Source organism: Bradyrhizobium sp. (assembly GCF_049586575.1).
Classification (GTDB): domain Bacteria; phylum Pseudomonadota; class Alphaproteobacteria; order Rhizobiales; family Xanthobacteraceae; genus Bradyrhizobium.
This window is the reverse complement of sequence record NZ_JBAVCF010000551.1, coordinates 1-20,753: the sequence shown is the minus strand read 5'-3', so window position 1 is coordinate 20,753 and position 20,753 is coordinate 1. Positions and strand designations below refer to the sequence as shown.

The following is a 20,753-nucleotide window of genomic DNA, read 5'->3' as shown; positions in this document are numbered from 1 at the left end:
TTACCCTTCGGCCACACCCTGTGTTTTTCGAAGATGGCAGTGGTGCATTCCAAACCGGGAGATGTCATAAAATGGGGAACCCGGACCTGAAGTGTCGGGGTGCAAGAAGAAAGCGCGTCGAAGCCTCTAGAAAAACCACCCGCATCATTCACGTCCGAGGGCTTCCGCTTGTCGTTTCCTCCCATGTCCGCGTCGGTTCCGGTAGGTGCGCTGATCGGATGGATGGTGTTGCTGACCGTCAAGCACGTCATCGCGGACTTTGTACTGCAAACGTCCTGGATGGCGATCGGCAAGGATCAGAGAACCGGTTGGTTTCTGCCGCTGCTCGCCCATTGCGGCGTGCACTTCGCGGTCATGCTTGCCGTGATCCTGGCCGTGGCTCCGCGGTTCTGGTTCGTGGCGCTGATCGATTTTGCCGTTCACATCACGGTTGATCGCTGCAAGGGCCTGGTTGCCTCGAGGCTGGGCGTGACCCAGGAAAACCAGCATCCCTGGTTCTGGACGCTGATCGGCGTCGACCAGGCGCTGCATCATCTGACCGACTTCGGCCTGTCCATCTTCATGGCCGCGAACTGATTCGAATCAGCGGCGGCCCTGACTTCCGACCTTCAATCAAGCCGTCCGTAACACTACCGGTGGCGGTGGTTAACCTTTCGTTAGAGAGTCGCATTGCATCCTCGGCGTCAGGGGATATGCAAATGTTTTCAAGTCGCGACGCTTTCGAGAACGACTTTTGCCCGGTCCGGGACGAATTGCTTGGCGAAATGTATCGCGCGAGCGAACACGGCCTTCGGCAGTTGGTGGACAGTGTCTCGCCCGATGTCCGGGCGATGCTGGCGCTATTCTGCTATCGCCGCAGCCATCTTTATTCGCTGGCGCTGACGATTGCGGCAAGTTGCAGCGAACAGGAATTGGTTCAGGTCGGCGGCCGCGTTGGCTCGACACTTTACGGACTGTCCCGCGAACCGGCAGCGCGAACCACGCCGTCATCGGCTTACGGCAACCGCAAGCCGATCACGTTGTCGACCAAGCCGCTCTCGGCGGTGACGCCGATGGAGGACGAACCCGACGACGAGGATTTCGCGGACTTCGCCAGGGCGATCACCGCGTAGATCGTTTCCGTTAGCTTCCAGCGTCTTCCAGAGGCAGCAAACCCCATTTTCGCCGGGCCATACCGCATTCGGCGTCACCCGGCATACAGGTGCGGCACACCTCGGGCCGCACCGCATAGATCTTGCACGAGGTTTCCACGCCGACCTGTCCCGTCAGCGCTGAACAGCGGTCGCCATCGCAACGCATGCCGGATTGTTTCTCGTTGACGAATTTTGCGGGGATGAGATCGAGCGCGGCATCGTCCTCGGTCGAAAAACGCGGCCAGCTTCGCGAATAGGCACAGCAGGCGCCGCAGGACTGGCACGGGCTCTCGGATCCGGAAGGCGGCTGGTGAGTTTCCATGGCTAGATATCGCTCGGCGCTTCCCAGACCAGGCTCCTTCGCCATTTTGCGCGAAGCAGATCGCGCCGCTCGGGGTATTTCTCATCCAGATAGACAGCATCGATGACGCGGTCGGTGCGGAAGCTGCGAAAGTCGCGGCGCAATTCGCACCATGCGGCGAGCAGCCGCACCGCCTCCAGATAGCCGATCGCGATCGGCCAGACGGTGCGCTCGCTGTCGCGCCCCTGCTCGTCCCGATAGCGCAGCGTGATCTTCCGTCCCTCGTGAATCTGCGTGCGCGTCTTCACCATGTCGATGCGGTCGGGCTCCTTGCGCCAGCTCGGGCGTGCACGGCTTGCCGGTTCAAGCACGAACGGGCGTAGCCGCTCCGGCACGGTTTCCGCGATCTTGGCGATCAGGTCGGCGGCAGCACGCGACAGCGCTTCGTCGGCGTGGCTCGCGACCCACTGTGCGCCCAAAACCGCAGCCTCGATCTCGTCGGGCGTCAGCATCAGGGGCGGCAGGTCAAAGCCCTTCTCGAGAATATAACCCATGCCCGCCTCGCCACGGATCGGCACGCGCTGCTCCATGAGCGTTGCGATATCGCGATAGATCGTGCGTTTCGACGTCTCCAGCTCGGCCGCGATGGCGTCAGCGGTCAGGGGTTTGCGGGTGCGCCGGAGCACCTGAATGATCTGGAAAAGACGATCGGCACGTCGCATGAGAGGTCTCAATCTTTTTCGAACGGCGCCGCTGATGCGGTGGATTTGATATTCGCTTCGATATTGCCGCGAATTCTCCAAGCGAATGCCAAATCCGAAACCGCACTGGAACCCGTAGCGATGGGATACGAATCTCAGAACCCGACATTCGATGCTGACACCATGTTGGCAGCAGGTGGCAAGTATAACGGTGACAACACTCGAATCGAGAGGGGTTTGTCCCATGATCATACTTTACGGCCTCGACCTATGGACCACGATCTCGCCACTGCTGACACCACGGTGGCAGCAGGGGATGGCTAATCTGAAGCGCGTTCTCAGGGAAAAGGGAGTGCTTCATTGATCACGCTTTTTGGCTTTGGCCCCGGTTTCGGCCTGCCGGAGATCAGTCCGTTCGTGACCAAGACGGAAGTTCAGCTCAGGATGGCGGGCCTTGCCTACGGCAAGGAAAAAGCGAGGCCGACCGCGTCGCCCAAGGGACAATTGCCTTACATCGAGGACGATGCCGAGGCGATTGCCGATTCCACCTTCATTCGCGCGCACATCGAGGGCAAGTACGGCTTCGATTTCGACGCGCCTTTGAGTTTGCAGCAGCGCGCGCAAGCCTGGGCGTTCGAACGCATGATCGAACATCATATGTACTGGGCGCTGGTCGGCGCGCGCTGGGTGAATCCTGAGAATTTCGCCAAGGGACCGGCGCACTTCTTCGATAGCGCGCCGGCGCATATGCGCGAAAAACTTCGCGAGGACGCGCAGTTTCGTGTCGCGGAAAATTATCTCATCAGTGGTCTTGGCCGGCATGCGCCGGACGAGGATGTCGATCTTGCGGTCCGCTCGCTGCTTTCGCTGTCGGTCCAGCTTGGCGACAAGCGTTATCTGATGGGCGATACGCCTTGCGGCGCGGACGCCACAGCGTTCAGCGTAGTGGCCGGAATTCTGACGCCGTTCTTTGCTTCGCCTTTGCGCGAACGAGCCCAGCAGTTCGGCAATCTCGTCGCCTATGTCGACCGCATGATGGGACGATATTATCCGGAGTTCGCCTGGACGCCGCTGCTGGAGGCGGCCTGAGTTTCGACAAGGCTCTTCGGCGCAGGCTCCCCCTTCAAGGCAGCCAACTCGGCCTCAAGCTCAACGATGCGCGCGTCGCGCGAGGCGAGTGCCGCCGCCACGTCGGCAGCGTCGAACTTTTGCGGAATGTGCTGCGGGCAATTGGTGTCCCACGCTTCAATCCGAAACAGGATCGCCTGCTCAGGGCGCGCCTTATAGCCTTTCGGCATCAACGATTGCAGCAGCGCATCATCGTCCTCGACCACGCGCGCCTCGCCCCACAGCTTCACCCTGCGGCGATGGGCATAGTCCATCACGAAGATATAGGTCTTGGGGTTTTCAGACAGATTGCCTTGCGTGATGTATTGCTGGTTGCCTTTGTAATCGGCAAAGGCCAGCGTGTTCTTGTCGAGAACCTTGATAAAACCCTTCGGGCCGCCGCGATGCTGGATATAGGGCTGGCCGTCCGCCGAGGCGGTCGCGAAATAGAAGCTGTTGGCTTCCGCCAGAAACGCGGCCAGTCCCTCGTCAACCTCGGTGCGCCAGCCGCCGCGGTCTTCGACATGGGCATACATCATCCGCGAACCCTTGCGGGACTGGATCGCCCTCACGGCCGGGGTAAACGCGACGTCGCTGGAATAAAGGCGGCCGTCTGACATCGGAAGTCTCCTGGATCATTCTGCCTCAATCGGTTCAACCTACCTGATCATATCCCTCCCTTAAAACAATCGCCGAGATTGACATCAGATAATTGCAATATATGAAATAATGCCATGGATCGCCTCGATGCCATGCAAGCCTTTGTCACGGTTGCGGATCTCAAGGGGTTCGCGCCCGCGGCGCGCAAGCTTGGCCTTTCGCCCTCCGGCGTGACGCGGCTGATTGCGGCACTGGAAAATCGTCTCGGCGCGCGTCTGTTGCAGCGGACGACGCGGTCGGTGACGTTGACGGATGCTGGCGCGCGCTATCTCGAACGCGCCAGGCGCATCCTCGCCGATGTCGAGGAGGCCGAGGTCGCGGCCGAGGGCGAGCGTGCCCGCCCGAGCGGACGGCTCGTAATTTCCGCGCCGGTCGGTTTCGGGCGGCTTCACGTCAGTCCAGTCATGAACGCCTACCTCAAGCGTCATCGCGAGGTGTCCGCGGAATTGAGGCTGGAAGACCGCATGGTCAATCTGGTGGAGGAGGGGGTCGATCTTGCGGTGCGGATCGGCCATCTCGCGGATTCCTCCCTGGTGGCCCGCCATGTCGGCGACATGCGCCGGATCGTCGTGGCCTCGCCCGGATATCTGAAATCCCGCGGCGAGCCCAAAAGGCCTCAAGACATTGCCGCGCACGACACCATCCAGTTCGGCGCGAACTCAGTTTCGGCCGATTGGCGTTTTGTCGAGAGCGGGACGGAGATCCGATTGAATTACGCGCCACGCCTGTCGACCAATAGCGCCGACGCCGCAATCCAGTATGCGGAAGCCGGCGGTGGCCTGACGCGGGTGTTGGCCTATCAGGCGGCAGATGCGATCAAGCGCGGCCGGCTCAAAGTCGTGCTGGCGAAATTCAGCCCGCCGCCGCTGCCGATTCATATCGTCTATCCGACCTCGCGGCTGTTGTCGGCCAAGGTGCGCACCTTCATCGATCTCGTGGTCGAAATCAGCGACTGGCATTTCAGCTAGGGTGGCGGGTCTTTCTTGACCACGCGGAACGTCGCGTTGGCGCGTGCGATCAACCCACCGTCGGCGGTGACGCGGCATTGCGCGAAACAGAGCGTGCCGCCGGTTTTGATCACTTCGCTCTCGACCACGAGCCACTGGCCGATCTGGCCGCTGCTGATGAAATCGATCGACATGCTGACCGTCACCAGCGAATAAGCGCCGCGCATCTTGTGGCCGCAACTGTGGCCCATGGCCTTGTCGGCCATCGCGGCAATCAACCCGCCATGGGCGAAGCCGCGTGCGTTGGTATGCGCCGTCGCCAGTCGAAGTCCGAGGATGATCGCGTCAGGCGTTTGCTTCGAATAGATCGGCTCCCAGGGATCGGTGAGCGGGCTGGGCCGGGTTTGGCGTTCGAAACCTTCGGGAATATCGGACGGCATCATGGGTGGCTCGCGTTCTGCTGAGCCGCCATTGAAGACCGGTGCGGGAAGAAAATCACCACCTACAAAGTTTCAAACGGAATTTGCGCCGGTGTTTAAAACGGCGCTCGCGGACACCTAGCGCGGACACCTAATAAGGCAGCCCGACATAATTTTCGGCCAGCGAAGCGGCGGCGGCCTTCGAATTCACGACATAGTCGAGCTCGGCGAGCTGAATCCGGGCGCCGAAGGCGCCGTTGTCAGGAAACTTGTGCAACATTGACGTCATCCACCAGGAGAAGCGCACGGCCTTCCAGACCCGGCACAGCGCCTTGGCGGAATAGGCGTCAATGCCGCTTGTGGATTTCTCGTCGTAGTATTCGCGAAACGCCAACGCGAGGTAGTGCGCATCGGAGGCCGCGAGGTTGAGCCCCTTGGCGCCGGTCGGCGGCACGATGTGGGCGGCGTCGCCGGCCAAAAACATCCGGCCGAACCGCATCGGTTCGGCGACGAAGCTGCGCAACGGCGCAATGCTCTTCTCGATGGAAGGGCCGATGACCAACTCGTCCGCCGTCTTCTGATCTAGGCGTCTCTTGAGCTCGTCCCAGAAGCGGTCGTCCGGCCACTGGTCGATGTGATCGTCGAGCGGGCATTGCACGTAATAACGGCTGCGCCTGGTCGAGCGCATGGTGCAGAGCGCAAATCCCCGCGCATGGTTGGAGTAGATCAGTTCGTGGCTGACAGGCGGAGTTTCGGAGAGAATGCCGAGCCAGCCGAATGGGTACACGCGCTCAAAAGTCTCGATCGCGGCAGGCTTGACGCTGGCGCGGCTGACACCGTGAAAGCCGTCGCAACCGGCGATGAAGTCGCAATCGATTTCGTGCGTGACGCCGTCCTTCACATAGGAGAGGCGGGGATGGTCGGTGTCGAAATCGATCGGCTGGACGTGTTCGGCCTCGTAAACGCTGGTCAGGCCCGCCGCGCGCCGTGCGTTCATCAGGTCGAGCGTCACTTCGGTCTGGCCGTAGATCATCACCGTCTTGCCGGTAGAGGCATGCAAATCGATGCGGTGCCGCTCCCCGTCAAAGGCGAGTTCGATGCCTTCGTGGACCAGGCCTTCGTGGTGCGCGCGCTCGCCGGCGCCGAGTTCGTCGAGCAACGCGACGGTGCCTTCTTCAAGGAGGCCGGCACGAATACGCCCCAACACGTAATCCGGCGTGTGACGCTCCAGGATTACGTTGTCGATGCCGTAGGTGTGCAGCAACTGCCCGAGCAGCAGACCGGCGGGCCCCGCGCCAATGATCGCGACTTTGGTCCGCAACTCCGTTCCTCCTCCCCGATAGTATAAGCCGGCGTCTGTGGCCGCCGCCTTTAGACACTGGTAGTTATATCATATAACGTTTTTGGAAAAGCACAGGACAGCAGTTCAATCGGATGTCGTGCGAAGAGGCTGGGGACGATTCGTGTTCGCATATCGCACGGAATATTCGCTCGCTCGCAGCTCGTATTGAAACCGAAACGAAACCATATATAACATGTTAAATAAAAGAGCGGCTGATCAAGAGCGCCTTGTCCAAAGGGAGTGAACGATGAAAAGAGCTTTGCTCGCATTGTGGCTTGCGGCGTGCGCGACGCCCGCTTTCGCGCAGGAAAAGACCTTCGACCTCAAGATATCGCACTGGGTCCCCGCATCGCATCCGCTGCAAAAGTCGTTGGAGGATTGGGGAGCCGCGGTCGAGAAGGCCTCCGGCGGCACCATCAAATACCACGTCTATCCGGCGCAGCAGCTTGGCAAGGCCTTCGACCATTACGATATGGCGCGTGACGGCATCGCCGACGTCACCTACGTCAACCCCGGCTATCAGCCCGGCCGTTTCCCGATCATCGGCGCCGGCGAACTCCCGTTCCTGATGTCGGATGCCAAGGGCGGCTCGATGGGCCTGGACGCCTGGTATCGCAAATATGCCGGGAAGGAGATGAAGGACGTCAAGTTCTGCCTCGCCTTCATCCATGCGCCCTCTTCGTTTCATTCCCGCACCAAGAAAATCGTCGTCCCTGACGACATCAAGGGCATGAAGATCCGCCCGGCGGACGCGACGATCGCCAATTTCGTCACGCTGCTCGGCGGCACCAACGTGCAATCCTCCGCACCGGAAGTCCGCGACGTCATCGAGCGCGGCGTGGCGGACGCCGTCACCTTCCCGTGGGGCTCGCTGGTGCTGTTCGGGATCGACAAGGTGACGAAATTCCAGATGGACGCGCCGCTCTACGTCACCACCTTTGTCCTTGTCATGAACAAGGACAAATACAACGCAATGTCGGACCGGCAGAAGAAGGCGGTCGACGACAACTGCAACACCGAGGCCGCGGGGCGCATCGGCGAACCCTGGGGCAAGTTCGAAGACGCAGGTCTCGGCAAGGTGAAGGCGGAAGCAGGCCAGGAAGTCTATTCGCTCACGCCGGAACAGACCGTATTGTGGAAGAAGGCGGCCGAGCCGCTGGTCAAGACCTGGGCTGACAACGTCCGCAAGACCAGCGCCGATCCCGATGCCGCGCTTTCCGAGCTGCGGGCGTCATTGGCCAAGTACAACGCCTTGACGCCGTAATCACGCTCGCATCGTGGCGGCGGCAGCCTTAGCGTTTGCCGCGCCCTTCCTGCCATCGCCAAGACCGAGGGGAGCGGAAATGACGCGCAGTGCCATGGATCGTTTCATCGACACGATCGAATGGATTGCGGCCGGCTTCGTCGGCATCGTCGCCGTCAATATTTTCGTCTCGGTTCTCTTGCGCAATCTCTTTAGCTACGCGATTCCGGATTCATTCGACATCGGGCGCATGATGCTCGGCATCCTGATTTTCTGGGGAATTGCCGCCACCAGCTATCGCGGCACCCACATCACCGTCGATCTCATCTGGGGCAATGTCGGCCCGAAATATCAGCGCATCATCGACGTATTTGCGACGCTGGTGCTGTTGTTCGTGGTGACGGTGCAAACCTGGACGCTGTTCGACAAGGTGCGCGGCACTTATCAGGACCACGTCGTTACCTTCGACCTGCACATGCCGACCTGGCCGTTCTTCGCGGTCGCCTGGATCGGCGATGTCTCGGCGGTGCTTCTGATCGCGATCCGCACCTATCGGCTGATCTTCCATCCGGAACAGATGCACGATCCCAAACTCAAAAGCACGGAGTGAGCGCGGCATGAGTACCGATGCCGTCGCCATTCTGGGTTTCGTCGCGCTGTTTGTGCTGATGGTGCTGCGCGTGCCGGTCGGCATGGCGATGGGTCTCGTCGGCGTCTCCGGCTTTGGCTACCTGGTCGGCGGCACGCCGGCGCTCAAGCTGGTCGGCCAGACCTCGATGCGCACGGTGACCGATTATACGTTTGGCGTGATTCCGATGTTCCTTCTGATGGGGAGCTTCGTCAGCCATTCCGGCATGAGCCGCGACCTGTTCCGCGCCGCCAATGGCTTTGTCGGGCATTTGCGCGGCGGTCTCGGGATAGCGACGGTTGCGGCGTGCGGCGGCTTTGCCGCGATCTGTGGTTCGTCGGTCGCAACCGCGGCGACGTTCTCCGCCGTGGCCTATCCGGAGATGCGCCGCTTCGGCTATCCGCAATCCTTTGCCACCGGCGTGATCGCGGCCGGCGGCACGTTGGGCGCGATGCTGCCGCCTTCGACGGTGCTTGCGGTCTACGGCATCATCACCGAACAGGACATCGGCAAGCTCTTCATCGCCGGCATCATCCCCGGCCTGCTGGCGATGACGATGTACATGATCACCATCGGCCTGATCGGCTATTTGAGGCCGGGCTTCCTGCCGAAGGGCACACAGACATCATGGCGCGAGAGTTTTACCACGCTTAGGGATATCTGGGCCCCGGTTCTGCTCTTCATTTTCGTCATCGGGGGCCTTTATGGCCTGCCATATTTGCCGCGCTTCACGCCGACCGAAGCCGGCGGCGTCGGCGCCACCGGCGCGTTCCTGATCGGCGTTTTTACCGGCAGGCTGGACAAGGAAAAAATCCTGTCCTCGCTGCTGCAGGCGACGCGGACCGCGGCGGCCGTATTCACGGTGCTGATCGGCGCCTTGATTTTCGGTTATTTCCTCACGGTGACGCAGACTCCGCAAAAGGTCACGGAGTTCCTCACCGGGCTCGGCCTCGGCAGCTACGGTGTGCTGGCGGTCATCATGGTGATGTATCTGGTGCTCGGCTGCCTGATGGACGCGATGGCGATGATCATCCTCACCGTGCCGATCATCTTTCCCGTCGTCTCTCATCTCGGCTTTGATCCGATCTGGTTTGGCGTCATCATCGTGATGACGGTCGAACTTGGGCTGATTCATCCGCCGGTCGGCATGAATGTCTTTGTCATCAAGAGCGTGATCAAGGACGTTTCGTTCACGACGATCTTCAAGGGGGTGATTCCCTTCGTTCTCACCGATATCATTCGTCTGATTATTCTGATTGCGTTCCCGCTGCTGGCGACATGGTTGCCGCAGCACATGATAGCCCGCTAGGTTTTCCTGGCGATTCCTGGCGAGATCAGAGCCGCGGGGTGTTTCGATGGAACCTGTGCTTGCGACCCGATACGTCTTCACCATCACGGCCCGCATCGGCGCCGTCACCTCGGCCGGCGAGATCGGTACGGGCGAGCGCCGCATCATTCCGATCGTTGGCGGCGAGGTGAGGGGCAAGGACATCAATGGCAAGGTGCTTGCGTTCGGCGCGGATTTCCAGATTGTCCGTCCGGACTCCTCGATCGATCTCGAGGCGAAATACGCGATCGAGAGCGACGACGGGGCGGTGATCTACGTCGAAAACCGGGGAATTCGTTGCGGTCCGGCGGATCTGGTGAAAAAGCTCAACCGTGGCGAGGCGGTCGATCCCGCGCTAATCTATTTCCGCACCATGCCGAGGTTCGAAACCGGAGCTGCGAAATACCGGTGGCTGATGCAAAGCCTGTTCGTCGCCTCCGCCGCGCGCCACGCCGACCGCGTCGTGATCGACGTACATCAGGTTCTGTAAGGTGACCTCCCCGCAAGGGGAGGGGTGGCGGACGCACCGCCGATCGCATGATTGACTCCACCCCAATTAGTTATAATACATAACTATTAGGGAGACCGACATCGGATATGGGCGCGAAAGCCGACCTGTCCTTGCGAGCAAGCGACGCCCTGCCGTCACCGGGCGGCAGCTCGTATCCATTGCGGCCGATTTCGTTCGGTGATCCGAAGGTCACGATCGAGCGCCGCGCCGACGGCACAATCTATCTCAGGCCGGATCAACCGCTCGCTGCCTATCCAGACCGGCTGACCGATTCCTTGCGTTACTGGGCGACGGTTGCGCCGGACCGCCTCTTCCTGGCGGAGCGTGGTACGGGCGGCGAATGGCGAAAGATTACTTACGCCGACTTGCTGCGACTGAGCCGTCACATCGCCTCGTCGTTGCTGGCGCGTGGTCTTTCGGCCGAAAGACCGATCGTCATCCTTTCCGGCAATTCGATCGACCACGCGCTGGTTGCGTTCGGCGCCATGTTTGCGGGCGTGCCGTTCTGTCCGGTATCGCCGGCCTATTCGCTGGTCTCGAAAGACTACGGCAAGCTCGCCTACCTGATGAAGCTCCTGACGCCGGGACTTGTCTTTGTCGATGACGCCGATCAATTCGCAGCCGCGCTTGAGGCTAACGTTCCCGCCGATGTCGAAATTGCCGTGTCCCGCGGCGTGTTATCTGGCCGCGCGGTAACGAAGCTCGCCGACGTGATGGCGGCGCCGCTGCATCCCGGCCTCGACGAAGCCCACGAGGCGATCGGCCCGGACACCATCGCCAAATTTCTGCTGACGTCGGGCTCGACCGGAAATCCCAAGGCGGTCGTGAACACGCAGCGGATGCTCTGCGTCAATCAGGTCATGATCCGGGAGACCATGGCGTTCCTGAAGGACGAGCCGCCGGTCATTGTCGACTGGCTGCCGTGGAATCACACTTTTGGCGGCAACCACAATATCGGACTCGTGCTGTTCAACGGCGGCTCGATGTATCTCGACGCTGGAAAGCCGATGCCCGGCGGTATCGAGGAGACGGTGCGGAATCTCCGCGAGATTTCGCCGACGGTCTATTTCAATGTTCCAAAAGGCTACGAATCGCTGCTGCCTTATCTGCGCGACGACGCGCATTTGCGGCACATGTTCTTCGACAGGCTGCAGGCGATGTTCTTTTCCGGCGCGGCGATGTCGCCCTTTGTCTGGAACAGCCTCGACGAATTGTCGGTGCGCGAGACCGGCTTTCGGGTGCCGATTTTGACGGGGTTGGGCGCGACCGAGACCGCGCCGCTGTGTCTGCTGGCGACGCCGCGCACCAGCCGCTCCGGCCATATCGGCCTTCCGGTGCTCGGCAACGAAGTCAAGCTCGTGCCGGGCAATGGCAAGCTCGAGCTTCGCGCGAAGGGACCGAACGTCACGCCAGGTTACTGGCGCGAGCCGCAGCTCACCGTTGCCGCCTTCGACGATGAGGGCTTTTATAAATTCGGCGATGCCGCCAAGCCCGCCAATGCCGCCGATCTTACAGCGGGACTGGATTTCGATGGCCGCATCGCCGAAGATTTCAAGCTCGCAAGCGGAACCTGGGTCAGTGTCGGTCCGCTGCGCGCCCGCTTCATCGCCGCCTGTGCGCCGCTGGTGCGCGACGTCGTCATCGCCGGGATCAACCGCGACGAGATTACCGCGCTGGTCGTGCTCGACATCGACGGTTGCCGCCTGATCAACCCGGCGCTGCGTTCCAGCGACATCGCTGCATGCGCGCGCGACGAGCAGGTGCGCAGCGCTTTACAGCAACGATTTGCGGCATTTCAATCGGCCGCGACCGGCTCCTCGACGAGGGTCGCCCGCGCGCTGTTACTCGATATGCCGCTCTCGATCGATCGCGGTGAAGTCACCGACAAGGGCTCGATCAACCAGCGCGCGGTGCTCGACCACCGCAGCCAGCTTGTCGAGATGCTTTATTCATCTCAACCCGCCGCCAACGTGATAACGCCTTAAGCCAAATAACTAGTTTCAGGAGGATAGCATGCAGTTGAAGGATCAGGCCGCGATTGTGACCGGCGGTGCGTCGGGACTGGGCGCGGCAACCGCGCGACGGCTCGCCAAGGAGGGCGCCAAGGTTGCCGTGTGCGACCTCAATACCAAATTGGCGGAAACCGTCGCCACCGAGATTGGCGGTATGGCGGTCACGTGCGACGTCGCCGATGCGGCTTCGGCGGAAGCGGCGATTGCAGCAGCGGCGAAGGCCCATGGTCCGGCGCGGGTCCTGATCAATTGCGCCGGCATCGGCGTCGCCAAGCGGGTGGTCGGGCGCGAAGGGGCAATGCCTCTGGCCGACTTCGAGCGCGTGATCAAGGTCAACCTGATCGGCTCGTTCAACATGCTGCGGCTGGCGGCGACCGAAATGTCGAAGCTGGAACCGTTGGCGACCGGCGAGCGCGGCGTGGTGGTCTCCACTGCCTCGGTCGCCGCCTATGATGGTCAGATCGGGCAATCCGCTTACTCGGCCTCCAAGGGCGGCATCGTTGCGATGACGCTGCCAATCGCACGCGAATTGGCGCAGTTCGGCATTCGCGTGCTGGCGATCGCGCCGGGACTGTTCCTGACGCCGCTGTTGGCCATGTTGCCCCAGGAGGCGCAGGATTCGCTCGCCGCCGCCATTCCCTTTCCGCGCCGTCTCGGCGATCCCGGGGAATTCGCCTCGCTGGTGATGCATATGGTCGACAATCCTTATCTCAACGGTGAGGTAGTGCGGCTCGATGCCTCGCTGCGCATGGCGCCGAAATAAGATGTGGTTGGAGCTTGCCACGAGTTCGATCTCACCTCTCCCGTGGGGAGTGGTCGGCGCGAAGCGCCGGGGGATCGGTCTAACGATAGACCGTAACTCCTCACCCCAACCCTCTCCCAACGGGAGAGGGAGCCTGCTGCCGTCGTCCTGCTATCGAGGTTTTTAAGTCAATGTTCGTTCATCGGCGCGATGTGCAGATCCAGTGGGGCGACTGCGACCCCGCCAATATTGTGTATTATCCGCGCTATTTCGAAATGTTCGACGACTCGACCTCGATCATGTTCGAGGCGGCCGGGTTCTCCAAGCAGGATATCGTCAGGAAGTACGGCCTGGTCGGCATCCCGATGGTGGACACGCGGGCGAAATTCTATATCGCCTCGACCCACGGCGACTGGATCACGATCGAAAGCCGGGTCGAGAGCGTCAAGCGCTCAAGCTTCGAAGTCACGCACAAGGTGTTCAAGGGCGATGCGCTGGCGATCGAGGCGTTCGAGACCAGGGTCCTGGTCGGGCATCATCCCGACGATCCCGCTCGTCTGAAATCGGCGCCGATGCCCGAGGAGATGGCCGAAAAGTTCACCAAAGGATAGCTCGATCTGTGAGAACCAAGCGCTAAGATAGCAAGATTCAAGGGGAGGAAATTCATGAACAAGATGCTTCTCGTTGCCGCTGCCGTCGCGTTCGCGCTGCCGGCCGTGCCCGCCGCCGCCCAAACCAGCGAAATCACCATCGGCATCTCGATTACCACCACGGGCCCCGCGGCCGCGCTGGGTGTTCCCGAGCGCAACGCCCTCGATTTCGTGCCGAAGGAAATCGCCGGCGTGCCGCTCAAGGTCATCGTTCTCGACGATGGTGGCGATCCAACCACCGCCACGACCAATGCACGTCGCTTTGTCACGGAATCCAAGGCCGACATCATCATGGGATCGTCGACCACGCCGTCGACGATTGCAGTCTCCAATGTCGCCAACGAAGCCGGCATTCCGCATTTCGGCCTCGCGCCGTTTCCGGTGACGCCGGAGCGCGCGAAATGGTCCGTAGTGATGCCGCAGCCGGTGCCGATCATGGGCAAGGTGCTCTATGAACACATGAAGGCGCATAACGTCAAAACTGTCGGCTATATCGGCTACTCCGATTCCTACGGCGACCTGTGGTTCAAGGATTTCAACAAGCAGGCGGTGCCGATGGGGATGACGCTGGTCGACGAGGAGCGCTTTGCGCGGCCGGATACGTCGGTGGCGGGTCAGGTGCTGAAGCTCGTTGCCGCCAATCCGGATGCCGTCCTGGTCGGCGCCTCCGGCACCGCTGCAGGCCTGCCGCAGACGGCGTTGCGCGAGCGCGGCTACAAGGGCCTGATCTATCAGACCCACGGCGCCGCCAGCATGGATTTCATTCGGATCGCCGGCCCTGCGGCCGAAGGCGTGATCATGGCGTCGGGGCCGGTGATGAATCCCGAGGGCCAGCCGGATTCCGCGCTGACGAAAAAGCCGGGCCTTGCGTTGGATAAGGCGTACGAAGCCAAATATGGCCCCAACAGCCGCAGCCAGTTCGCCGGCCATTCCTACGACGCGTTCGAGGCCTTGAAGCGCTTGATCCCGGTTGCCTTGAAGACGGCCAAGCCCGGTACGCCGGAATTTCGTGAAGCGATCCGCCAGGCCATGATGAGCGAGCATGAAATCGCGGCGAGCCAGGGCGTCTACAACTGGACGGAAAAGAACCGCTCCGGCCTCGACGACCGCTCGCGCATCATCCTCACGGTGAAGAACGGAAAATACGTTCCGGCGATGTGAGACGATGGCGGCAGCGGTAGTGCGCTCCCTCTCCCGCTTGCGGGGGAGGGACGAGACGGCCATCGTCAGAATCGGACGGTCCGTTGCGCGGCCGACAGCGAAAAGGTCTCGAAGGTCTTCCTGGCGTTTTCCAGTTCTTCGGCAGAGATCGGCGGGTGACCGGGACGATGCTTCAGGATGCCACGGGCGGTCGACCAATCGAGCCTGGACGCCTTGCACGCGACAACGAGACCGTCCACGTTATCGCAGACGATCAGGCGTTGAATGATTTCTACCGGTGAGCCGCTCAGAAGGGCGAGCGCCGCGATGACGTTGGTGTATTCGCCGTTGACGACAAAGCGGTTGATGGTGGAGTCCTTCAACTTGCCCTTGCGAGCGAGCTCCACCATGTTGGCGTGCGCGGTTGTATAGTCGGGTAGATCCGAATTCCCCGAAATTGCGGTCGTAGCGATCGTATTTTCAATTTGATCTCGCATGACGCCCGGCATCGCATTGAGTGCACGCATGCGTGTGTCTTCCAGCTTGGCATGAAGCTGGCGTTTGAGCGGAAGCGGAATGTTCCTTCTTCGATCGAGCCTTTCCGCGAGGCCCTGGTCGCTTTCACCAAGTTTGACCAGCCGGGCCCAACTATCCTCAGACAGCTTGGCGCCCTTGTTCTCCGCGAGCGCGCGGTGAACGGCCTGGTCCCCGCATCGCACGAGTGCTTCGCTTACGGGGGGGAGGACGTCGTGCCTGCACGCGATCGCCAGGCGTTGCTTGTTGCCGCAGGATTGAGCCGCTTCGATCAGGAGTGCCGGCTCCAGATGACCGGATTTCAGGATAGGCAGTGAAACCGATTCGTCTTCGTGCAAGGCAAGCCGCCGGGTTGCCTTGGGCAACGTGCATTTTGCTTCCGTGAGCTGCTGGCTTATTTGCGCCAACAACTCGCTGTCGGCGCGGTCCATCAGCCGGACAAAGACGTCGTCGAAAAGGGCTATTTGGTGGGCTGTCAGTCGCTCGGCGTGACTCAGGAAAAACTTGGTAACCCGATGCAGGATTTCCGCCCACCGTTCGGGGGGCCATCCATCAATCGCGTCCAGTTCAGACAGTAACGCCGCCGATGTCGCCACCACAAGGCACCTCTAGGGCTTCGACACATTCGGGCAGCCCTTGTGAAAATCGCAATGAAAATTGGTACTTATCCGGCCAAAATAAGCTTTAACGGCTAAGGTTTCATTAAGGACATCGCCGCGGGAGTTCGGAACCGGGGGTAAATCGCTGGAAGACCCCCTAGAAGCCGAGATAGCTCGCGGCGACCCGGGCATCGCCGGCGACGTCCTTGGCCGTTCCCTGCAAGACGAATTCGCCAAGCTCCATGACATAGGCGCGGTCGGCGATCTGCAGCGCGGCTTGCGCGTTCTGCTCGACCAGCAACACCGACACGCCGCTGGCGCGCAATTCGCCGACGGTGCGAAAGATATCGGCGACGACGATGGGTGCGAGCCCCAGGCTCGGTTCGTCCAGCATCAGCAATTTCGGCGCGCCCATCAGCGCGCGCCCCATCGCCAGCATTTGCTGCTCGCCGCCGGACAACGTTCCGGCCAACTGGCGCCGCCGCTCCTTCAGCCGCGGGAACAGCGTATAGACGCGTTCCAGCGATTGCGCCGCGAGGGTCTTGGCGATCCGAAAGGCCCCCAGCCGCAAATTGTCTTCGACATTCATCGCGGCAAACAGTTCGCGATGCTCCGGCACGAGACTCAATCCCGCCGCGACGCGGTCCTCGATCTCGAGCCGCTGGATATCGGCCCCGGCGAAGGTGGCGCGTCCCCTGAGCGGCAAAATGCCCATGATGGCGTTCAATAGCGTGGTCTTGCCGGCGCCGTTGGCGCCAATGATGGTGACAATCTCGTTCTCGGCAACATCAAGCGTGACGCCGCGAACCGCCTCGACCTTGCCATAGGCGATATGGGCATCGGCGATCCGAAGAAGCGCGCCGCTGCTCATGCCACAGCCCCGAGATAGGCGCGGATGACATCGGGATTGGTCTTGATCGCCTCGGGCGTGCCTTCGGCGATCTTGGTGCCGAAGTCGAGGACCACGACGCGATCGGCGAGACCCATCACGAATCCCATATCGTGTTCCACCAGCAGCACCGACATGCCGCCGTCGCAAAGCTCGCGCAGCAGCTTTGCAAGCCGCACTTTTTCGAGGTGGCGAAGGCCGGCTGCGGGTTCGTCGAGCAGCAGCAGCGTCGGATCGGCGCACAAGGCGCGCGCGATCTCGACAATGCGCTGCTGGCCGAGCGAGAGGTTTCCGGCCAGGGTATGGGCTTGTGCGGAGAGGCCGACGCGTTCGATCTGCCGCGCGGCCTCGGCCAGCAATCGCGACTCGTCGCCCCGGTCGAAGCGGAGCATGCTGGCCAATGCGCCCGCTTTTCCGCGCAGATGCGCGCCGATTGCGACGTTCTCGAGAACGGTCATGTCGGCGACGAGCTTGACGTGCTGAAAGGTCCGGGCGACCCCGAGTTGGGTGATGTCCTGCGGTCTTGCGCGGTCGATCGCGCGGCCGAGGACGGAAATCGTGCCGGCCGAAGACGAAAGAACGCCAGTGATGAGATTGAACGTCGTGCTCTTGCCGGCGCCGTTGGGACCGATCAGGGCAACGATCTCGCGGGTTCCGACCTCGAAGGAGACGTCGTTGACCGCGATCACGCCGCCGAATTGCTTGCGCGCGTGATCGACCCGCAACAAGACGTCACCGGTCAGGGCCGGCCTTGGGCGCGGCGGCAAGACCAGCGACGGGTCAGTGACTTTGCGTTCCCGCTTTAGCGGCAAGCGCCGGATCAGCCAGGGCCAGACGCCGCCGGGTGCGAGCTGGAGCAATATCACCAGCATCATGCCGAAGACGATCGTCTCCAGCTGGCCCTCGCTGTGAAGCAGATAAGGCAGATAGCCCTGAAGAATCTCTTTCAGGATGATCACGATCGCCGCGCCAAGCACGCCGCCCCAGACATAGCCGGCGCCGCCGATCACGGCGACAAAGAGATATTCCATGCTGGCCTGGACGCCGAACGGGGTTGGATTAACGGCGCGTTCGAAATGGGCATAGAGCCAGCCCGACAATCCGGCGAGCACGGCGGCATAGATGAAAACCAGAAGTTTTGCCTGTGGCGGCTTGATGCCAAACGCCTCGGCCGCGACGTGGCCGCGCCGCAGCGCGCGGATCGCCCGGCCGGTGCGGGAATCCAGCAGGTTCATCGTGAGCCACGCGCAAAGGATGACCGCGGCCCAGATCGCGAAATAGATCGTGCCCGGGCTGAGCATTTTCAACGAGCCGATAGCGAGCGGCGGAATGCCGGAAATGCCGTCGTTGCGGCCGAGAAATTCAAGCTTGCTGAAGAGATAAAAAAGCCCGAGCCCCCAGGCGATGGTGCCGAGCGGCAGGTAGTGGCCGGATAGCCGCACGGTAACGATGCCGAGCGCCACCGCCAGGATGCCGCTCACCAGCAGGGAAAGCGGCAGCGTCAGCCAGGGCGAAAGGCCGTAAGTGGTCGTCAGCACCGCCGTGGTGTAAGCGCCGAATCCGCAAAACGCGGCCTGGCCGAACGACGTCAGGCCGCCGACGCCGGTGAGCAGCACGAGCCCCATCGCGACCAGCGCCGAAAGGCCGATATTGTCCAACAGCACGATCCAGAATGGCGGCATGCGAGGGACGAACGGAACGGCCGCCATCGCCAGCGCGAACAGCACAACCGGCAGCCGCTGTCCCATCACCAGTGTCCCGATTCCGAGGTTCGTATCATTTTGCGGCCCCTCTCTTGCGAACTATTGAACCGCCACACCGGTCAATCCTCTTCCTCGTCGACCGTGGGCGTGGCCAGCGATCGCAGCAGCAACACCGGAATGATCAGCGCGAACACGATCACTTCCTTGAAGTTGCTCGCGTAGAACGAAGAAAAGGCTTCCACGCCGCCGACCAGAAGCGCGGCGACCGCCGTCAAGGGATAGCTCACGAGGCCGCCGATGATGGCGGCGACAAAGCCCTTGAGGCCGATCAGAAAACCGGTGTCGTAATAAAGCGTGGTGATCGGCACGATCAGGATGCCGGAAATGGCGCCAATCACGGCCGCGAGCAGGAACGCGATTTGTCCCGACAACGCAGTCCGAATGCCGACCAGGCGCGCGCCCAGCCGGTTGACGGCCGTGGCGCGGAGCGCCTTGCCGTACAGCGTGAAACTGAACAGCAGCCAAAGCGCGGCGATCAGGATCAGCGTCACCGCATAGACGGCAATGCTCTGGCCGGTGAAACGCAGGGGAGCAATGGTGAAGGCGGCATTGGACAGCGGCGGCCCACGCTGGCCCTCGGCGCCGAAGAAGACCAGGCCGATGCCTTGCAGCGCCAGATGGCAGCCAACCGCTGCGATCAGCAACACCAGCACGGAGGTGTGCGCGATCGGGGCAAAGGCGATGCGATAGAGATAAAGGCCGATGGCGCCGACGATCAAAAGCGAAAGCGCGATGTCGACTGCGATCGGCGTCTGCTTGCCGGCAAGCGTCAAGGTCAGCGCCAGGATCGCCGCCGGCAACAGGACGTTGATCGCCAGGCTCCGCCCGACCAGAGCGGGCCGCAGGCTTCGCCTTCGCATGAAGAGATCAAGGCCGAAGGCCACGACGCCCATGGCGAGCGCGAGCCGCGCGGTGCCGGGCACCTGGCCGGAGGCGAGCGTGGCATAGGTCAGCGCGCCAAAGGTCACGAATTCCCCTTGCGGGATCAGAATGACGCGCGTCACGGCGAAGACCAGCACCAGCGCCAAGCCGAGGAGGGCATAGATTGCGCCATTGGTGATGCCATCCTGAAGCAGGAACAGCACGATGGTCGTGTTCAAGCAGGCCGCTCCCTCATCCCTCGCGTCACGGCGGTTGAAATCCGCCTGGTTAGTTTGATATACTTGATAACAATTATCAAATATAACCTCAAGCCTTGGCCGCCCTGCCGCGGCTTTGCGAGCATAGCGCGAATACCGAGCGATGACCGTTTCCAGAGCCGCCGCCGGCGCCGTCAAGGCCCAGCGTCCCGCCCGCAAGCAGGCTGAGGACGCACGAATCGAATTGGGCGAATTGTCCGATTTGCTCGGCTATACGCTGAAGCGCGCGCAACTGAAAATTTTCGAGGATTTTTTGCGCTGCATGGCGCCGCTGCAACTGACGCCGGCGCAATTCTCCGTGCTTCTCCTGCTCGACCGCAACCCCGGCCGTAACCAGACCGAGATCGCCAATACGCTTGGCATTCTCCGTCCGAATTTCGTGGCGATGCTCGACGGCCTGGAGAGCCGCGAATTATGTACGCGGGTGCGGTCGGTCAACGACCGGCGCTCGCACCATCTCATTCTGACCGACAAGGGCAAGGCGGTGCTTTCGCGAGCGAAGAAACTCGTCACCGCCAAGCACGAGGCGCGCCTCAATGAACTGCTGGGCGCTAATAACCGCGCCGCGCTGGTTACAATGCTGACCAGGATTGCCGACGAGTTTTGAGCGCCTTCGTCAATCCACCAAAATTACCCTGACGTCGTTGACGTTGGTCAGGGTCGGGCCGGTGAGGAGCAGATCGCCGGTCAAGGCAAAGAACGCGGTCGCGTCATTGTTGGCGAGATAGGCCTTCGGATCGAGCCCGAGCGATTTCATTTTCGCGAAAGTTCCCTGGTCGATCACGGCGCCTGCGGGATCGCTGGCGCTGCCGGCACCTCCATCCGCGCCGTCGGTGTCGGCGGCCATTGCGGAAATGCCTGAAGTCTCTTTCAAGAACTCGGCGAGCGCCAGCGCGTATTCCTGGTTGGGACCGCCGCGCCCCTGGCCGCGCACCGTGACGGTGAGTTCGCCGCCCGAGAGAATCG

24 protein-coding genes are annotated in these 20,753 nt (G+C 61.7%); 14 read left to right on the top strand and 10 right to left on the bottom strand.

Going from position 1 to position 20,753, the window contains the following annotated elements:
- Window positions 1-222 precede the first annotated feature (222 nt).
- Window positions 223-576, top strand: coding sequence for a DUF3307 domain-containing protein (locus tag WB528_RS20735; RefSeq protein WP_423890304.1), 354 nt, complete (start codon window positions 223-225; stop codon window positions 574-576).
- Between the two features lie 122 nt (window positions 577-698).
- Window positions 699-1,112: a hypothetical protein gene (locus tag WB528_RS20730; protein WP_423890278.1), complete on the top strand. Its 414-nt coding sequence runs from the start codon at window positions 699-701 to the stop codon at window positions 1,110-1,112.
- A 10-nt stretch (window positions 1,113-1,122) separates the two neighbouring features.
- Here WB528_RS20730 and WB528_RS20725 read toward each other — a convergent pair whose 3' ends face one another.
- Window positions 1,123-1,455 carry a YkgJ family cysteine cluster protein gene (locus WB528_RS20725; protein ID WP_423890277.1) on the bottom strand — a complete coding sequence of 111 codons (333 nt, stop codon included), beginning with the start codon at window positions 1,453-1,455 and terminating at the stop codon, window positions 1,123-1,125.
- 2 nt (window positions 1,456-1,457) lie between these two features.
- A complete protein-coding gene (locus WB528_RS20720) occupies window positions 1,458-2,156 on the bottom strand; it encodes a helix-turn-helix transcriptional regulator (RefSeq protein ID WP_423890276.1) in 699 nt (232 codons plus the stop codon).
- Window positions 2,157-2,495: 339 nt separating this feature from the next.
- Here WB528_RS20720 and WB528_RS20715 point away from each other — a divergent pair, with 339 nt between their 5' ends.
- Window positions 2,496-3,224: a glutathione S-transferase family protein gene (locus WB528_RS20715; protein WP_423890275.1), complete on the top strand. Its 729-nt coding sequence runs from the start codon at window positions 2,496-2,498 to the stop codon at window positions 3,222-3,224.
- Here WB528_RS20715 and WB528_RS20710 read toward each other — a convergent pair.
- Window positions 3,182-3,862, bottom strand: a complete 681-nt coding sequence (locus tag WB528_RS20710; RefSeq protein WP_423890274.1) for a pyridoxamine 5'-phosphate oxidase family protein — start codon at window positions 3,860-3,862, stop codon at window positions 3,182-3,184. The two genes, WB528_RS20715 and WB528_RS20710, sit on opposite strands and share 43 nt — an antisense overlap.
- Window positions 3,863-3,976: 114 nt before the next feature.
- On the opposite strand from WB528_RS20710, the gene WB528_RS20705 reads away from it, so the two are divergent.
- A complete protein-coding gene (locus WB528_RS20705) occupies window positions 3,977-4,870 on the top strand; it encodes a LysR family transcriptional regulator (RefSeq protein WP_423890273.1) in 894 nt (297 codons plus the stop codon).
- Here WB528_RS20705 and WB528_RS20700 read toward each other — a convergent pair.
- Both WB528_RS20700 and pobA read right to left on the bottom strand, forming a co-directional pair.
- Window positions 4,867-5,292 carry a PaaI family thioesterase gene (locus WB528_RS20700; protein ID WP_423890272.1) on the bottom strand — a complete coding sequence of 142 codons (426 nt, stop codon included), beginning with the start codon at window positions 5,290-5,292 and terminating at the stop codon, window positions 4,867-4,869. The two genes, WB528_RS20705 and WB528_RS20700, sit on opposite strands and share 4 nt — an antisense overlap.
- 127 nt (window positions 5,293-5,419) lie before the next feature.
- A complete protein-coding gene (gene pobA / locus WB528_RS20695) occupies window positions 5,420-6,589 on the bottom strand; it encodes a 4-hydroxybenzoate 3-monooxygenase (protein WP_423890271.1) in 1,170 nt (389 codons plus the stop codon).
- 268 nt (window positions 6,590-6,857) lie between these two features.
- On the opposite strand from pobA, the gene WB528_RS20690 reads away from it, so the two are divergent.
- The 8 genes from WB528_RS20690 (at window position 6,858) to WB528_RS20655 (ending at window position 14,884) form a co-directional block, all read left to right on the top strand.
- Window positions 6,858-7,874 carry a TRAP transporter substrate-binding protein gene (locus WB528_RS20690; RefSeq protein WP_423890270.1) on the top strand — a complete coding sequence of 339 codons (1,017 nt, stop codon included), beginning with the start codon at window positions 6,858-6,860 and terminating at the stop codon, window positions 7,872-7,874.
- Window positions 7,875-7,953: 79 nt separating this feature from the next.
- Window positions 7,954-8,463 (top strand): TRAP transporter small permease, encoded by a 510-nt coding sequence (locus tag WB528_RS20685; RefSeq protein ID WP_423890269.1) that lies wholly within the window; start codon window positions 7,954-7,956, stop codon window positions 8,461-8,463.
- Between the two features lie 7 nt (window positions 8,464-8,470).
- Entirely contained in the window at window positions 8,471-9,790 is a 1,320-nt protein-coding gene (locus WB528_RS20680) for a TRAP transporter large permease (RefSeq protein ID WP_423890268.1), read from the top strand.
- A 46-nt stretch (window positions 9,791-9,836) separates the two neighbouring features.
- On the top strand, window positions 9,837-10,298 hold the full coding sequence (locus WB528_RS20675; RefSeq protein ID WP_423890267.1) for a DUF3237 domain-containing protein: 462 nt from the start codon (window positions 9,837-9,839) through the stop codon (window positions 10,296-10,298).
- Window positions 10,299-10,405: 107 nt separating this feature from the next.
- Window positions 10,406-12,304, top strand: coding sequence for a feruloyl-CoA synthase (locus tag WB528_RS20670; protein ID WP_423890266.1), 1,899 nt, complete (start codon window positions 10,406-10,408; stop codon window positions 12,302-12,304).
- Between the two features lie 28 nt (window positions 12,305-12,332).
- Window positions 12,333-13,094, top strand: coding sequence for an SDR family NAD(P)-dependent oxidoreductase (locus tag WB528_RS20665; protein WP_423890265.1), 762 nt, complete (start codon window positions 12,333-12,335; stop codon window positions 13,092-13,094).
- Between the two features lie 170 nt (window positions 13,095-13,264).
- Complete coding sequence (locus WB528_RS20660) at window positions 13,265-13,684, top strand: acyl-CoA thioesterase (RefSeq protein WP_423890264.1); 420 nt, start codon at window positions 13,265-13,267, stop codon at window positions 13,682-13,684.
- A 54-nt stretch (window positions 13,685-13,738) separates the two neighbouring features.
- Window positions 13,739-14,884, top strand: coding sequence for an ABC transporter substrate-binding protein (locus tag WB528_RS20655; protein ID WP_423890263.1), 1,146 nt, complete (start codon window positions 13,739-13,741; stop codon window positions 14,882-14,884).
- 65 nt (window positions 14,885-14,949) lie between these two features.
- On the opposite strand, the gene WB528_RS20650 is transcribed toward WB528_RS20655, so the two are convergent.
- Window positions 14,950-15,828 (bottom strand): DUF2336 domain-containing protein, encoded by an 879-nt coding sequence (locus WB528_RS20650; protein ID WP_423890303.1) that lies wholly within the window; start codon window positions 15,826-15,828, stop codon window positions 14,950-14,952.
- On the opposite strand from WB528_RS20650, the gene WB528_RS20645 reads away from it, so the two are divergent.
- The gene (locus WB528_RS20645) at window positions 15,730-15,975 is read left to right on the top strand and encodes a hypothetical protein (RefSeq protein ID WP_423890306.1); all 246 of its coding nucleotides are present in this window, start codon (window positions 15,730-15,732) and stop codon (window positions 15,973-15,975) included. The two genes, WB528_RS20650 and WB528_RS20645, sit on opposite strands and share 99 nt — an antisense overlap.
- Window positions 15,976-16,153: 178 nt before the next feature.
- Here the strand turns inward: WB528_RS20645 and WB528_RS20640 are convergent, their stop codons facing one another.
- The 3 genes from WB528_RS20640 to WB528_RS20630 form a co-directional block, all read right to left on the bottom strand.
- On the bottom strand, window positions 16,154-16,867 hold the full coding sequence (locus tag WB528_RS20640) for an ABC transporter ATP-binding protein (RefSeq protein WP_423890262.1): 714 nt from the start codon (window positions 16,865-16,867) through the stop codon (window positions 16,154-16,156).
- Window positions 16,864-18,633, bottom strand: a complete 1,770-nt coding sequence (locus WB528_RS20635; protein ID WP_423890261.1) for an ABC transporter permease subunit — start codon at window positions 18,631-18,633, stop codon at window positions 16,864-16,866. Before WB528_RS20635 ends, WB528_RS20640 begins: the two co-directional genes overlap by 4 nt.
- 74 nt (window positions 18,634-18,707) lie before the next feature.
- Entirely contained in the window at window positions 18,708-19,748 is a 1,041-nt protein-coding gene (locus WB528_RS20630) for a branched-chain amino acid ABC transporter permease (protein WP_423890260.1), read from the bottom strand.
- Between the two features lie 142 nt (window positions 19,749-19,890).
- On the opposite strand from WB528_RS20630, the gene WB528_RS20625 reads away from it, so the two are divergent.
- On the top strand, window positions 19,891-20,394 hold the full coding sequence (locus WB528_RS20625) for a MarR family winged helix-turn-helix transcriptional regulator (protein WP_423890259.1): 504 nt from the start codon (window positions 19,891-19,893) through the stop codon (window positions 20,392-20,394).
- Window positions 20,395-20,403: 9 nt separating this feature from the next.
- On the opposite strand, the gene WB528_RS20620 is transcribed toward WB528_RS20625, so the two are convergent.
- A partial coding sequence (locus WB528_RS20620; protein ID WP_423890258.1) for an MOFRL family protein occupies window positions 20,404-20,753 on the bottom strand: 350 nt, incomplete at its 5' end.

What these genes read in the sequence shown, in the direction of transcription:
- WB528_RS20735 (WP_423890304.1), top strand. Translation starts at nt 223, where the DNA reads ATGGTGTTGCTGACCGTCAAGCACGTCATCGCGGACTTTGTACTGCAA.
- WB528_RS20730 (WP_423890278.1), top strand. Translation starts at nt 699, where the DNA reads ATGTTTTCAAGTCGCGACGCTTTCGAGAACGACTTTTGCCCGGTCCGG.
- WB528_RS20725 (WP_423890277.1), bottom strand. Translation starts at nt 1,455, where the DNA reads ATGGAAACTCACCAGCCGCCTTCCGGATCCGAGAGCCCGTGCCAGTCC.
- WB528_RS20720 (WP_423890276.1), bottom strand. Translation starts at nt 2,156, where the DNA reads ATGCGACGTGCCGATCGTCTTTTCCAGATCATTCAGGTGCTCCGGCGC.
- WB528_RS20710 (WP_423890274.1), bottom strand. Translation starts at nt 3,862, where the DNA reads ATGTCAGACGGCCGCCTTTATTCCAGCGACGTCGCGTTTACCCCGGCC.
- WB528_RS20705 (WP_423890273.1), top strand. Translation starts at nt 3,977, where the DNA reads ATGGATCGCCTCGATGCCATGCAAGCCTTTGTCACGGTTGCGGATCTC.
- WB528_RS20700 (WP_423890272.1), bottom strand. Translation starts at nt 5,292, where the DNA reads ATGATGCCGTCCGATATTCCCGAAGGTTTCGAACGCCAAACCCGGCCC.
- WB528_RS20690 (WP_423890270.1), top strand. Translation starts at nt 6,858, where the DNA reads ATGAAAAGAGCTTTGCTCGCATTGTGGCTTGCGGCGTGCGCGACGCCC.
- WB528_RS20685 (WP_423890269.1), top strand. Translation starts at nt 7,954, where the DNA reads ATGACGCGCAGTGCCATGGATCGTTTCATCGACACGATCGAATGGATT.
- WB528_RS20680 (WP_423890268.1), top strand. Translation starts at nt 8,471, where the DNA reads ATGAGTACCGATGCCGTCGCCATTCTGGGTTTCGTCGCGCTGTTTGTG.
- WB528_RS20675 (WP_423890267.1), top strand. Translation starts at nt 9,837, where the DNA reads ATGGAACCTGTGCTTGCGACCCGATACGTCTTCACCATCACGGCCCGC.
- WB528_RS20670 (WP_423890266.1), top strand. Translation starts at nt 10,406, where the DNA reads ATGGGCGCGAAAGCCGACCTGTCCTTGCGAGCAAGCGACGCCCTGCCG.
- WB528_RS20665 (WP_423890265.1), top strand. Translation starts at nt 12,333, where the DNA reads ATGCAGTTGAAGGATCAGGCCGCGATTGTGACCGGCGGTGCGTCGGGA.
- WB528_RS20660 (WP_423890264.1), top strand. Translation starts at nt 13,265, where the DNA reads ATGTTCGTTCATCGGCGCGATGTGCAGATCCAGTGGGGCGACTGCGAC.
- WB528_RS20655 (WP_423890263.1), top strand. Translation starts at nt 13,739, where the DNA reads ATGAACAAGATGCTTCTCGTTGCCGCTGCCGTCGCGTTCGCGCTGCCG.
- WB528_RS20650 (WP_423890303.1), bottom strand. Translation starts at nt 15,828, where the DNA reads ATGGACCGCGCCGACAGCGAGTTGTTGGCGCAAATAAGCCAGCAGCTC.
- WB528_RS20640 (WP_423890262.1), bottom strand. Translation starts at nt 16,867, where the DNA reads ATGAGCAGCGGCGCGCTTCTTCGGATCGCCGATGCCCATATCGCCTAT.
- WB528_RS20635 (WP_423890261.1), bottom strand. Translation starts at nt 18,633, where the DNA reads ATGGGACAGCGGCTGCCGGTTGTGCTGTTCGCGCTGGCGATGGCGGCC.
- WB528_RS20625 (WP_423890259.1), top strand. Translation starts at nt 19,891, where the DNA reads ATGACCGTTTCCAGAGCCGCCGCCGGCGCCGTCAAGGCCCAGCGTCCC.